The 13,008-nt window shown below is 73.7% G+C and carries 11 protein-coding genes; 8 read left to right on the top strand and 3 right to left on the bottom strand.

What is annotated here, in order from left to right; all coding sequences use genetic code 11:
- Positions 1-79 precede the first annotated feature (79 nt).
- Positions 80-3,457 carry an AfsR/SARP family transcriptional regulator gene (locus CP975_RS27665; protein WP_167532741.1) on the bottom strand — a complete coding sequence of 1,126 codons (3,378 nt, stop codon included), beginning with the start codon at positions 3,455-3,457 and terminating at the stop codon, positions 80-82.
- Positions 3,458-3,995: 538 nt separating this feature from the next.
- Here CP975_RS27665 and CP975_RS27660 point away from each other — a divergent pair.
- The 4 genes from CP975_RS27660 to CP975_RS35150 all read left to right on the top strand — a co-directional run bounded on the left by CP975_RS27660 (position 3,996) and on the right by CP975_RS35150 (position 6,698).
- On the top strand, positions 3,996-5,591 hold the full coding sequence (locus CP975_RS27660) for a phage tail sheath family protein (RefSeq protein WP_055536179.1): 1,596 nt from the start codon (positions 3,996-3,998) through the stop codon (positions 5,589-5,591).
- Between the two features lie 83 nt (positions 5,592-5,674).
- On the top strand, positions 5,675-6,118 hold the full coding sequence (locus CP975_RS27655; RefSeq protein WP_030779975.1) for a phage tail protein: 444 nt from the start codon (positions 5,675-5,677) through the stop codon (positions 6,116-6,118).
- Positions 6,118-6,543 (top strand): hypothetical protein, encoded by a 426-nt coding sequence (locus tag CP975_RS27650; protein WP_055536178.1) that lies wholly within the window; start codon positions 6,118-6,120, stop codon positions 6,541-6,543. Before CP975_RS27655 ends, CP975_RS27650 begins: the two co-directional genes overlap by 1 nt.
- Positions 6,540-6,698 carry a DUF6760 family protein gene (locus tag CP975_RS35150; RefSeq protein ID WP_167532740.1) on the top strand — a complete coding sequence of 53 codons (159 nt, stop codon included), beginning with the start codon at positions 6,540-6,542 and terminating at the stop codon, positions 6,696-6,698. Before CP975_RS27650 ends, CP975_RS35150 begins: the two co-directional genes overlap by 4 nt.
- 780 nt (positions 6,699-7,478) lie before the next feature.
- On the opposite strand, the gene CP975_RS27645 is transcribed toward CP975_RS35150, so the two are convergent.
- Both CP975_RS27645 and CP975_RS27640 read right to left on the bottom strand, forming a co-directional pair.
- A complete protein-coding gene (locus CP975_RS27645; RefSeq protein WP_055536177.1) occupies positions 7,479-7,697 on the bottom strand; it encodes a hypothetical protein in 219 nt (72 codons plus the stop codon).
- Positions 7,698-7,946: 249 nt separating this feature from the next.
- Entirely contained in the window at positions 7,947-8,318 is a 372-nt protein-coding gene (locus CP975_RS27640) for a hypothetical protein (protein ID WP_150477460.1), read from the bottom strand.
- Between the two features lie 1,137 nt (positions 8,319-9,455).
- Here CP975_RS27640 and CP975_RS27635 point away from each other — a divergent pair.
- From CP975_RS27635 to CP975_RS27620, 4 genes are all read left to right on the top strand, one after another.
- On the top strand, positions 9,456-9,830 hold the full coding sequence (locus CP975_RS27635) for a hypothetical protein (protein ID WP_150477459.1): 375 nt from the start codon (positions 9,456-9,458) through the stop codon (positions 9,828-9,830).
- 89 nt (positions 9,831-9,919) lie between these two features.
- Complete coding sequence (locus tag CP975_RS27630) at positions 9,920-10,357, top strand: phage tail protein (protein ID WP_030792191.1); 438 nt, start codon at positions 9,920-9,922, stop codon at positions 10,355-10,357.
- Between the two features lies 1 nt (position 10,358).
- Positions 10,359-11,102: a CIS tube protein gene (locus CP975_RS27625; RefSeq protein WP_055536032.1), complete on the top strand. Its 744-nt coding sequence runs from the start codon at positions 10,359-10,361 to the stop codon at positions 11,100-11,102.
- A complete protein-coding gene (locus CP975_RS27620; protein WP_055536030.1) occupies positions 11,099-12,994 on the top strand; it encodes a VgrG-related protein in 1,896 nt (631 codons plus the stop codon). The genes CP975_RS27625 and CP975_RS27620 overlap by 4 nt, the downstream gene beginning before the upstream one ends.
- Positions 12,995-13,008: the final 14 nt, after the last annotated feature.

Here is a 13,008-nt window from a genome sequence, read left to right as displayed (position 1 = left end):
GTAGAGGGCGTCGCGGGCTCTCTCCTTGTACGAAAGTGCCACGTCAGGGGCAGCACGTGCTGCCCTCGCGTACGGGCTCTCAGCCGTGGGCCGAGAGCAGCGGGCGGGGTGCGCCCCTGCGCGGCTTCCACTGGGCGAGGAGCGCGGCGATCCCGGTGGCCTCCATGGCGCCGCGCCGGTCCAGGACGCGGTACGCGATCAGGAGGGCGCCCCTGGCCCGGTCGAGGTCACCGAGGGCGAGCAGCGCCCGGCCCCGCGCGGCCATCGCGAGCGCGTGGCAGAAGGCGTCGCCCAGCTCGCCCTCGACGGCCAGCGCCGCGTCCGCGCAGTCCATGGCCTTGCCCGGGCTGCCCAGGTCCAGTTCGCAGGCGGCGAGGCGGGCCCAGCACAGCGCCTCCCAGCGCGGGTCGCGCGAACGGGCGTGCAGGCGCCGCGCCTCACGCAGCCGGTCCGCGGCCTCGGCGGCGCGGCCGTCCGCCAGCAGGGCGCAGCCCGCCTGGTAGAGGACGTGCGCGAGGGTGGACGTACTGCCCGACCGCCGTGCCTGGCGCACCGCTTCGGACTGCGCGGTGTCGGCTTCCGTGCGTCGCCCCAGGGCGACGTACACCCGTGCCATGTGCGACAGGACGCGCACGCGGTCGCTGTGCCCGCCGAGCGCGCCGAACCGCGCGTACGCGAGCCGCAGTTGCTCCAGGGCGTCCTCGGAGCGGCCGGTGGCCATGAGGACGATGCCCAGTTCGTGGCCGGCCTCGGCGCCGACCAGCGGATCCCCCGCCGACGCGGCCAGGCGCAGGCTCTCGCGCAGCATCCGCTCGGCGCGGCCATAGGTCTCGGTGCCGTAGTGCGGGGCGCCGAGGAGGCGCAGGGCGCGGGCCGCGCAGAGATCGTCGCCGTGGTGCCGGGCGGTCTCCAGGGCGAGTTCGGCGAGCGGCTCCAGGTCGCGGTGGCGGGCGGTGCCGATCAGGAGGTGGGACCAGGCGGTGAGCAGGTCGACGGTGGGGCGGAGGCCGGGCGGGGCGCCCGCCTTGCCCTCTTTGCCCTCTTCACCCTTGGTGTTGGCGGGGTCCGGGACGTGACGCAGGGCGTTCTCGGCTGCCGCGTACAGGCGGGAGTGCGCGACGACCAGCCAGTCCCGTGCGGCGGCCTCGTCCGGCAGGGTCTTGCCCGGGGAGGCGGGCCGGTGGAGCAGGTCCGGCAGCACGCTGTGCGGTTTGGTGCGGCGGATGGCGGTGATGACGGTGGCCAGGACGTAGTCGAGGAACCGGAGCCGGGCGGCGGCGCGCTCCGCGGCGCTCTCGTGCCGCTCGCACTGCTGCCTGGCGAAGAGCCTCACCAGGTCGTGGAATCGGTAGCGGTCCTCGCCGTGCAGCTCCATGAGTCCCGCGTCGACCAACCGTTCCACGGCCGTCTCGGCCTCCTCCTCACTCACGTCGAGCAGGGCGCCCGCCGCTCCTCGGCAGAACGAGGGCATGTAACAGAGCGACACCATGCGGAAGGCGCGGGCCAGGCCGGGGTCGAGCGCTTCGTAGCCGAGCCGGAAGGTGGCCTCGACGCCCAGGTCGTCCACCCGCAGCTCGTCCAGCCTGCGGTGCTCGTCGCGCAGCCGGGCGGCGAGGTCGGCGATGGCACGGCCGGGCCTCGCGGCCAGCCGGGCGGCGGCGATACGGACGGCGAGGGGCAGTCCGCCGCAGGTGGCGACCAGTTCGCGGGCGGCGGCCTGCTCGTCGGCCACGCGGTCGCGGCCGATCATGGCGGAGAGCAGGCCGAGCGCCTCCCGCTCGTCCATCGCCTCGACGTCGACGAGGCGCGCGCCGGGCAGCGTGATGGTCCGCGAGCGGCTGGTCACGAGCACGGCGCAGCCCGGGGTGCCGGGCAGCAGGGGTCGCACCTGCGCGGTGTCGCGGGCGTTGTCGAGGAGGACGAGGACGCGGCGCCCGGCGAGGAGGGAGCGGTACAGGGCGGTCTGCTGGTCGAGGCCGTCGGGCACGGCGCTCTCGGGTACGCCGAGGGCACGCAGAAACCCGGTGAGCGCGCTGCCGCTGTCCAGGCCGGGGGCGGGGTCGGCACCGCGCAGGTCCACGTACAGCTGCCCGTCGGGGAAGTCGTCCCGTAAGGCGTGCGCGACGTGCACGGCGAGGGCGGTCTTGCCGACTCCGCCGAGGCCGGTGAGCGTGGCGACGGCCATGTCGTCGCCGGACACGGCGCCGCGCAGCGTCTCGATCAGCAGCCCTGTCTCGGCCTCACGGCCCGCGAAGTCGGGGACGGTGGGGAGGAGCTGGGCGGGGCGGGTGGCGGGGGTGGTGGGGGCAGCGGGGACAGCGGGGCTTCGGGAGTAGACGTCCGACATGTGGGCGTCGGAGCAATGGAGGCCTGAGGGGCGGGAGTCGGAGGGGCGGGAGCGGACGTCCGACGGCTGGAGGGCTGACGGCTGGAGGGCTGACGGCTGGCTGACGGACGTCCGGTCTGCCGCCGTCGGCGGCAGACCGGCACGCGGCCTCGGCGCCGGCAGCGGGGGGAGCGGGTCGGCGGAAGACGGGCCCGGACCGGAGAGCGGGCCCGGACCGGAGAGCGGGCCCGGACCGGAGAGCGGGCCCGGACCGGCGGAGGGCGGGAGGGGGCCGCCCCTGAGCAGCCCGTCGCGTAGCGCGGTGAGCGCTTCGCCGGGGTCGACGCCGAGTTCGGCGGCGAGGGTGCGGCGCGTGGTCTCGTACACGGCGAGGGCGTCCGCCTGCCGGCCGGCGCGGTGCAGGGCCAGCATCAGCAGGGCCTGGGCGGGTTCGCGCAGCGGGTGTTCGGCGGCGAAGGCACGCAAGGGGGCGGTGGTCTCGCCGTGGCAGCCCAGTTCGAGGGCGCAGGCGAAGAGTTCCTCCTGGGCGGTGACGGACAGTTCGGTGAGGCGGTCGCGCTGGCGTCCGGCGTAGGGGCCCGGCAGGCCCGCCAGCGGAATGCCGTCCGACAGCGCGAGGGCGGCTGTCAACTCCGCGTGTGCTTCCGCGTGTTGACCGGTGGCGCGCATCCGCCGCGCCGCGGCCACCCGGTCTTCCAGCTCGCACGCGTCCAGGGCGGCACGGGGTACCCGCAGGGCGTAGCCGTCACCGGCGGACACCAGGAGCCGGGCGGGTTCGCGGGAGCGCCGGCCGGGTTCGAGCAGGGTGCGCAGCCGGGAGACGTACGTACGCAGCGTGCCCACCGCGCGCGGCGGCGGTTCCTCTCCCCACAGGGCGTCCACCAGCTCCGACGCGGAGACCGGCCGCCCGTCGCGCAGCAGCAGTACGGCGAGGGTGGCGCGCTGCTGCGGTGAGCCGAGGTTCAGAGGCTGCCCGTCGCGCCGCGCCCGTACCGGTCCGAGGACCTGGAACCACAGCGACCCACCGGGGTCGCCCTGGCCCGCTCCCCTCCCCTCTCGCCGGCCCGGATCGCCGTTCTGGCCCGGATCACCGTCCGCGTCGCCCCGCATGCTCAGCCCGCACCCCTTGCCCCGTAACGCCCTGTGAATGTGCCCGTTCGTACTGGCCACGCATGACCATCCGCACCAAACGGTACGACAGTCGCACCGGCCTCCCCGCGCACCCGGTGCACTTGCGCCACCTTCTTGACCTGGTATGGACGCCGCCGAGACGTGGTGCGGGGCATATGCGCCATGGACCACGCACATCCGGCCGTAGGCGGTGGCGGGGTGGAACGCGGCCCGCCCGCGGACCGTCCCCACGCCTGCGTGCGTGTCCGGACGGGCAACGCCCGCTGCCCCGCCGACAGCCTCCGGGCGCACCGCGCCGCATCGCCCGGCTCGCCTTCGCCGCGGGGGCCGGGCGGGCGGCCGAACGGGCAGCGGCGTCTGCCCTCGTTGACGTCCGTTCGTCTCTACGCACCGGGCCGCACATGGGCCATCGTTTTGATGCCCTCCAGTTTTCCCTCTCCCGCTTTCCCCTCCCGCTTTCCCCTCCCGCTGTTCCCCTTCAGTTTTTGCTCGCCTCCAGGAAGAGAGCCAGGCCCCAATGCCCACGTATCTGTCCCCCGGTGTCTACATCGAAGAAGTGGCCAGCGGTTCGCGCCCCATCGAGGGCGTCGGCACATCGGTGGCGGCCTTCGTCGGTCTGGCGCCGCGCGGGCCGCTGAACGAGCCGACGCTGGTGACCAACTGGTCCCAGTACGTGGCGGCGTTCGGCGAGTTCACGGACGGGTACTACCTGGCCCACTCGGTGTACGGGTTCTTCAACAACGGTGGCGCGGCCGCGTACGTCGTACGGGTCGGCGGCACCGACACCGCGGGCGGCGCCGGTCCCCAGCAGCAGGGCACGGCCCCCGCGCAGGCGCCCAAGGAGCTGACCGCGGGTGAGCCCGTGGCGCTCGGCGCCTTCACGGTGTCGGCGATCGCCGCGGGCACCGGCAACGGCGGGGCGCTCACCGTCGAGGTGCAGGACGGCGAGGGCGAGAGCGCGGCGGACCGCTTCAAGCTGGTCGTCAAGGACGGCGAGAAGGTCGTCGAGAGCTTCGACGTGAGCGCGAAGAAGACCGCGCGCAACTACGTCGTCACGCAGGTCAAGCAGCGTTCCAAGACCATCGTGCTCGAAGAGGCCTCGGCGGGCGGCCAGTTGGCCAGGCCCGAGGCCCAGTCCGTCACGCTCGCGCCGCCCGCTCCCGCGCCCGCCGCCGTGCCCGCGTCGGACGGGTCCGTGGCCCGTGTGGAGACCGCTCAGTTCATCGGTGACTCCGCCGACCGCACCGGGTTCGGCGGCCTGGAGGCGCTGGACGAGATCAACATGGTGGCGGTGCCCGACCTGATGGCCGCCTACCAGCAGGGGCTCATCGACGAGGAGCAGGTCAAGGCGGTCCAGCTCGGGCTGATCTCGCACTGCGAGCTGATGGGCGACCGGATGGCGATCATCGACCCGCCCCCGTCACTGAATGCCCGTCAGATACGGCAGTGGCGTCAGGAGCTGGCGGGCTACGACTCTCGCTACGCGGCCCTTTACTACCCGTGGATCAAGTCCTTCGACCCGGCGACCGGCCAGTCGGTGGTTGTGCCGCCGTCCGGCCACATGGCGGGCGTGTGGGCGCGCAACGACTCCGAGCGCGGAGTGCACAAGGCGCCGGCCAACGAGATCGTGCGCGGCGCGGTGGACCTGGAACTCCAGATCACCCGGGGCGAGCAGGACCTGCTCAACCCGATCGGCGTCAACTGCATCCGCGCCTTCCCGGGCCGCGGCATCCGGGTGTGGGGCGCGCGCACGATGGCGTCCGACCCGGCCTGGCGCTACCTGAACGTGCGCCGCTACTTCAACTACCTGGAGGAGTCGATTCTCATCGGCACCCAGTGGGTGGTCTTCGAGCCCAACGACCAGGCGCTGTGGGCGCGTATCCGCCGCAACGTCTCGGCGTTCCTCGTCAACGAGTGGCGGTCGGGCGCGCTGTTCGGCTCGCGCCCCGAGGACGCCTTCTACGTGAAGTGCGACGCGGAGACCAACCCCGTCGAGTCGGTCGACCTCGGCCGGGTCGTCTGCGAGATCGGCATCGCGCCGGTCAAGCCCGCCGAGTTCGTGGTGTTCCGGCTCGCGCAGTTCTCCGGCGGGGGCGGCGAGCTGGAGGAGTAGACCGCGTACGCCGCGTACGCCGCGTGTACCGCGTACGCACTTGACATCACCGCCCCAGAGAACCACACCAGGAGTGAACTCCCTTGTCCCTTCAGCCCGGTGACGCCCTCACCACACACAACTTCGGCCTTCAGATCGACGGCGTCATGGTCGAGTACCTCCAAGAGGTGAGCGGCCTGTCGATGGAGCAGGACGTCATCGAGTACCAGCAGGTGTCGGCCGACGGGAAGCCCGTCGTGAAGAAGATGCCCGGCGTGAAGAAGGCCGGCGAGTGCACGGTCACCCGCGGCATGACGCAGAGCCCCGTCTTCAGCGAGTGGATCAACACGTCCATCGCGGGCGACATGGGTTCGGCGCGCAAGAACGCCACGATCATGATGATGGACTACCAGAACAACCCGGTGAAGCGTTACAACCTGCGCAACGCCTGGTGCAGCAAGGTGGAGACCAGCGGGGTCAAGGCGGGCGACGCCGCCGCGCTGACCGAGCAGGTCACCATCGTCTTCGAAGAGCTGGTCATCGAATAATGCGGCGCGAAGGCCCTCCGGGGGTTGCGGGCGGCGCGGCGGCGGTCCGTGAACCGCTGCGTACGGAGTTCGAGTTCGAGCTGCCGCGTGGTTTCGTGGACGAGTCCGGGACCGTGCACCGCAACGGCGCCATGCGGCTGGCGACGGCGCGCGACGAGCTTGTCCCGCTGCGGGACGTGCGCGTGCGCGAGAACCCCGCGTACCTCTCGGTGGTCCTGCTCGGCCGGGTCATCACCCGGCTCGGCACGCTCGGCTCCGTCCACGACGGCACGGTGGAGAACATGTTCGCCTCCGACCTCGCCTTCCTCCAGGACTTCTACCGGCAGATCAACGCGGAGGGGCACACGCGGGCGGCCGTGGCGTGCCCGCACTGCGCGGAGTCCTTCGAGGTGGAGCTGGCCGGGAGCCGCCTGGGGGAATCGTGACGTACGCGGCCGACCGCATCGAGGAGGAAGTCGCGTACCTCGCCTACCACTTCCACTGGGGCATGGACGACATCCTCGACCTCGAACACGCGGACCGGCGCGCGTACGTGGCGCGGACGGCCAGGCTGGTGGAGCAGGCGGAGGCCGGGCAGTGAGGGTTGGGGCGGGTGCCCTTCGGGCGTAGGACTGTCGGGCGTTGGTGAGTCGAGGTAAGTGATGGGCTTGTTCGGGTGGCGGCGTGGGGCGCGGGGGCGTGACGCCGCGGAGACGGCGCGCGGCGGCGCCGGTGCCCTTGCTGGTTCCGGTGCTGATTCCGGTGCCGGTGCCGAGGTGGCGTCGGGTGTGCGGGGCGGTGGTGGTGGCTGGGCTGCCGTGCCGCCGGTCCAGCGTGTCCTGGCGGCGCCGCGCACGGTCGCCGAGCAGGGCTTCGGCTCCACTCTCTCCACCCATCAGAATCCGTCTCTGGGCGGGGAGTTGGGCCACGCGGTGCGTGCCTCGGCCCCTGGCGGCCTGCTCCGCGATGTCCTCACACCCGTGGCCGGGCGGCCGGGACGCCTTGACCTGCCTTCGTTGAGTCTGCCCGTGCGTGGGGGTCCTGTTGATACGGGCTCTGTCGCTCCAGAGCCTGCTGGGGTCGTTCAACGGGCGGCCGGGGAGGCTGCCGCCGTCCCGGTGGCCGGTGCGCGGACGCCGTCCGCGCCGCAACGGCGCGGGGAAGCTCCCGAGGCCGCTCCCCGGCCCACGCCCGCCGCCCCGACCTCCGCCGCACACTCGCCCGTACAACGCAAGACGCCCGGCCGAACCGCGCCCCTCGCGGGGTCCGCGCCGCTCACCGGTGCTGCCATGGACTCGCCCGCCCCGAGCCGGGGCAGCCGAGCGGCGGGCGACGCCGCGGCCCGCTCCGGTGGGCCCAATGCCCCCGCGGACGCGGCAGTTCAGCGCTCAGCGGCGTCGGGTTCAGCGGCCTCCCGTTCAGCGGCCTCCGGTTCGGCGGCGTCGGGCGCACGCGTCGTACCCGGGGTGCGGCGTACACCCTCGGGGCGTTCCCCGCTGGTGTCGGCGCCGCCGGCCGCGGTGCCGCAGCGGCAGCTGTTCCCTGTCGGCGCCACGCGTACGCGTACGGCACCCTCCGCCGCCGAGAGCGGTTCCTCCACTGCGCCGGACACCCCTGTCCGGCCCATAGATGTCCCCGGGCCGGTGTCCCCCGCCGGTCCGGGGATGCCTGCCTCCGCCGCGCCCGGTCCCGGGAACGCGGCGGCAGCAGACCCCGTCGCTGTGCGGGCGGATTCCCCCGTCCAGCCCGTACAGCGACGGCCTCGCGTACGCCGGGTCCAGCGCCCCGCCCCGGACACCGGCGCCGCCCAAGGCGGGCGCCCCCGCGCGGGACTCGGCCAGCCGCTGAGTCAGCAGCCCCCCGCCGCGACACCGCGGCCCGGCACCGGAGCCCCCATCGGCGGGCTGGTGCCCCCCGCCCCGGCGGACACCTCACACACGGCCGCGAGCAGCACTCCCCGCCCCTCGCACCCGGCCGCGCCCACCCCGGCCGCGCGGCCCGCCACCCGCCAGTCCCCCACCGGCGCGCCAGTGTCCCCCGCCCCGGCGGAGCCCTCGCACACCTCCACGAGCAGCACCCCACCACCCCCGCAGAACCCAGCCGCACCCGCCCCGGCCGCGCGGCCCACCACCCGCCAGTCCCCCATCGGTGCGCCGATCACCCCTGTCCAGAAGGCCGCGGCCACCTCGGGGAAGCCCCGGCACACAACCGACGGCAGCACCCCGCCCCCTCAGCAGACGCCACCCACACCCTCCGCAGCCCCGCAGCCCGGCGCCCGCCCGACCCCCGGCGGCGCGCAGGTCACCCCGGCCACCCCTGCGAACTCCCGCCAGAGCAGCACCCCGCCCCCTCGGCAAACCCCGGCGGCACCCAGCCCTGCCCCCCAAACCGTCGGCACGCCGGTCACGCCCGTGCAGAAAGCCACGCCCACCCCGGCGAAGCCCCAACGCACCGCCAACGGCAGCCCGCCCCCTCCGCAGACACCAGCCACACCCTCCGCAGCCCCACAGCCCGGCACCCGCCCGACCCCCGGCGGCGCGCAGGTCACCCCGGCCACCCCTGCGAACTCCCGCCAGAGCAGCACCCCGCCCCTCGGCAAACCCCGGCGGCACCCAGCCCTGCCCCCCAAACCGTCGGCACGCCGGTCACGCCCGTGCAGAAAGCCACGCCCACCCCGGCGAAGCCGCAGCACACCACCGGCAACGGCACCCCGGAGCCCCGGCAACACCCAGCCACCCCCTCCCCCGCACCCCGGCGCGCCCACCCGGGACCCAACGACATGCCCGTCGCCCCCGTACAGAGGGCCGCTGCCAGCCCCGCAGACCCCCAGCGCACAGGCGACAACAACGCCCCAGGTCCTCGGCAGCACCCAACTGCCCCCTCCCCTGCACCCCGGCCCGGCACGCACCGGGCACCCGACAACTCCCCAGTCACCCCCGTACAGCGGGCCGCCGCCAGCCCCGTGAAGCCCCCGCCCGCGGTGGAAAGCAGTGCGCCCCTCCCCCTCAGCGCCCCCGTCACCCCCGTACAGAAAGCCACCCCAGCCCCCGCCCCCCAACCTCTCCCGGTCGCGCCCCTCAACCAGCCCACCACATCCGGCAGTTACCACCCCGCCGCCCCCGGCCCCACCCTCCCCCTGACTCCCTCCCGGAGCCTGACGGCCCAGCCGCCGGCAGCCGGGCGCACCACCCCCTCCCCGCGGCCGGTACCGGCCCCCGTACCGCTCCAGGCAGCCCAGAGCGCGGGCCCGCCCTCCTCGGCCGGCCCCTCTTCCGCTGCCGTCACCCCGGCCGTCGTACCCCTGGGCAAGCCCGGCCCCCGTACGCCAGGCCACTCATCCGCGTCTCCGGCCTCCCCCGTGACGCCTACTCCCGCTCGGCCCCCGGCCCGCCGAGTCGCCGTCCAGCGGCGTCCGGCCGAGGCCGCCCCCACACCCCCTGCGGCAGCCGCCCCTCCCCCGCAACCGCCCGTTCCGGTCGCCCGCACCACCGCCCCCACGGCCACCAAGCCTGACCCCGGAGGCAGCGCCCCCAGCAACACCCGCACCAGCCCCGCGGGCCCCGCCAGTCCCACCGGGCCCGGCCCCGGTCCCGCCCCCGAATCCACCCCTGCCAGCCCCGCCGACCTGGACGACCTGGCCCGGCGCCTCCTCGCCCCCCTCTCCCGACTCCTCCGCGCGGAACTCCGCGGCGACCGTGAGCGGATCGGACGGCTCCGCGACCACGGCCGCTGAGCGCCGGCCCTCAGCCGGATCACCGCCCGCGGCACGAATCCCTACGCCCCAACAACTGCCACCGCTGCCATCGCCACAGGAAAGAATCCATGCCCTCGACCCTGGACCCCGGTTCCACCGTCTTCTTCAAACTGACCATCGACGGCCAGGACCTCGGCCTTTTCAACGGGTGCGACGGACTGGCCTCCGAGGTGGAGGTGGAGCAGCGGCAGGAAGGCGGGAACAACGGGTTCGTCTGGCAGTTGCCCACCCGCGTGACCTTCTCCACCATCCGCCTCACCCGCCCCCTGACCCCCGACACCGCCCGCGTCGCCGCCTGGATCTCCTCCATCGCCACCGGGATCACCCGGCCCACGGCCCAGATCGCGGCCCTGCGCGCGGACGGGTCCGTCGTCGCGCAGTGGGGGCTCGTCGAGGTGCTTCCCGTGCGCTGGCAGGGGCCGAGTCTCAGCCCGGACAACCCGAGCGTGGCGACCGAGACGCTGGAGATCGCCCACCACGGGTTCACCGACGCGGGTGGTGCCTGAGATGGCCGCGCCGACCGGCGGCAAGGCGGGGGCGAGCCTGGTCCGGGCCGAGCTGGACATCCATCAGCCGCCCACCGATCTGGGCGGGTCCATGGGCGGGAAGATCGGCGAGGTCGAGTTCCAGTTCAACCCGACGCAGCTCCAGATGGCCCGCTCCGCCGAGTGGCGGACGCAGCCCGCGGTCGCCTATATGCGGGGCGCGCCGCCGAAGTTCACCGGGTCCGTGCCCGCCACGCTCCAGCTGGAGGTGTTCCTCGACTCGTCGGGCGAGCCGAACTCCGGCAAGGTGCAGAAGCAGGTGGAGCTGCTGCTCTCCTGCTGCGAGGTGACGCCGCAGAGCGTCACCTCCAAGCGGCCCTCGCCGCCCTGGGTGCGGTTCTCCTGGGGGTCGTTCAACACCGTGCAGTTCGTGGCGTACGTGACCAGTGTCAGCGCGACCTTCACGCTGTTCAATCCGACGGGCGAGCCGATCCGCGCGACCTGCGCGCTGTCGCTCACCGAGGTGGCGATGCCCACCAAGGGGCAGAACCCGACGTCCGGCGCGCTCTCCGCCCGCCGCGTGCACCGCACCGTCGCCGGTGACTCGCTGGCCTCGCTGGCCTGGCGGGAGTACGGGGACGCCACCCGCTGGCGGCTGATCGCCGAGGCCAACGGCATCGACGACCCGATGCGGCTGAGACCCGGCACCGAACTGCTGCTGCCCGCCGCCGAAGAGGCCCGCCCCGCGCATGTGGAGTCCGTATGAGTGAGAAGACGTATACGAGCGTCCTGCACGCCGAGATCGGCGGTTCCCGGCTGCCGGACAAGCTCGCCGTGCTGCTCGTCGAGGGCTGGGTGGACTCCAGCGTGAACGTGCCGTCCGCCTTCCAGCTGACCTTCGCCGACACCGGCGGCGACATTCTGGAGAAGTTCCCGCAGATCAAGGTGGGTGCCAAGGCTGTCCTGTGCCCCTTCACCGACGGGGTGCGCGGCAAGCCCATGCTGACCGGCGAGGTGACCGCCCTGGAGGTGGACGCCGACGCGGGCGGCAAGTCCCTCGTCGTACGCGGCTATGACCCCGGGCACCGGCTGCTGCGCAACCGCCGCGTGCAGGGCTTCCCGAACATGACGGCCTCCGACATCGTGCGCCGGGTCGCCGCCCTCAGCGGCCTCAAGCTCGGCAAGGTCGACGCCACGCCCACGGTCTACGAGCTGGCCACGCAGCCGAACATCACCGACTGGGACTTCCTCTCGCGCCTCGCCCAGGAGAACGACACCCATCTGTCGTTCGACGAGGACGGGAAGCTGTGCTTCGCGAAACTGGCGCCCGCCGCGGGCGCGCCCGCCGACACGACGCCCGCCGCGCAGAGCCCGTACGTCCTCGAATTCGGGCACAACGCGCTGCACAGCCGTGTCGCGGTGACCGCCGCCGGTCAGGTCGCCACGGCCGGGGTGCGCGGCTGGGACATGCGGGCCAAGCGCGCCCTGTCGGCGCAGTCCCCGGCCGTCACGAGCAAGGACATCGTCGCCGACATCACCCCCGCGCAGCTCTCGCAGCCGTTCGGCAGGGCCGAGCTGACGGACACCGGGACGCCGTACACGACACAGGCCCAAGTCACCCACGCGGCAAGGTCGTTGGCCGACGACGTGACGGCCTCCTTCGCGGAGGTCGAGGTCGCGGTCACCGGCAACCCCGAGCTGCGGCCGGGGCAGCCCGTGGCGCTGAAGGGGGCCGGGTTCCCCTTCGAGGGGAAGTACACGGCGACCGGGGTGCGTCATCTCTTCGAGTCGGGGCGGCCGTTCACGACGTGGCTGACCGTCTCGGGGCGGCAGTTCCGTTCGCTGTACGGGCTCGCCTCCGGGGGTGCCGACGCCGCCCCGCCGATGCCGGGCGTCGCCGTGGCGCTGGTCAGCAACGCCAAGGACCCGCTCAAGCTGAACCGCGTGAAGCTGCGTTTCCCCTGGCTGTCGGACACGTACGAGAGCGACTGGTGCCGCATCGCGCAGCTGGGCGGGGTGCGGGGCGGCGGTCTGATGCTGCCCGAGGTCGGTGACGAGGTGCTCGTCGCCTTCGACCGGGGCTCGCTGGAGCATCCGTACGTCCTCGCCGGGCTGTACAACGGCATCGACAAGCCGACGCCCGACCCGGACGGGCTGCCCGCGGTCGACCCGACCAGCGGCCGGGTCAACTGGCGGTCCCTCGCCTCGCGCAGTGGTCACACCGTCGAGCTGGTGGACGCCAAGTCCCGTATGAAGAGCGGGATCCGGCTCCAGACAGGCAACGGCCGCCTCACCGTCCACCTGGACGAGACGCGCACCAGCGTGACCATCCAGAGCGACGGTTCGGTGTCCATCTCCGGGACCCGCAACGTCAGCATCAGGGCGGGCGGCAATCTGTCGCTGACCGCGGGCGGCTCGCTGACGATGAGCGCGGGCGGGGCGGTCGACATCAAGGCGGGCGCCAAGTTCGGCGTCACCGCGGGCGCCGTGGCGGACATCAACGCGACCGGCGCCGTCAGCCTGAAGTCGGCCGGCGCCGTCTCCGTCAACGCGGCCGCCGCGGTGGCGGTCAGCGCGGTCGGCGCGGTCGCCGTCAACTCGGTGGCCACCGTCACGCTGAACGCTCCGGCCGTCCTGCGCAACGGCCTGCCGTTCTAGTGAGGTTGAGAGAG

The sequence above is a fragment of the Streptomyces alboniger genome, assembly GCF_008704395.1.
Taxonomy (GTDB): Bacteria; Actinomycetota; Actinomycetes; order Streptomycetales; family Streptomycetaceae; genus Streptomyces; species Streptomyces alboniger.
The sequence above is the reverse complement of the archived record's forward strand: the minus strand, read 5'-3'. Positions and strand labels throughout refer to the sequence as shown.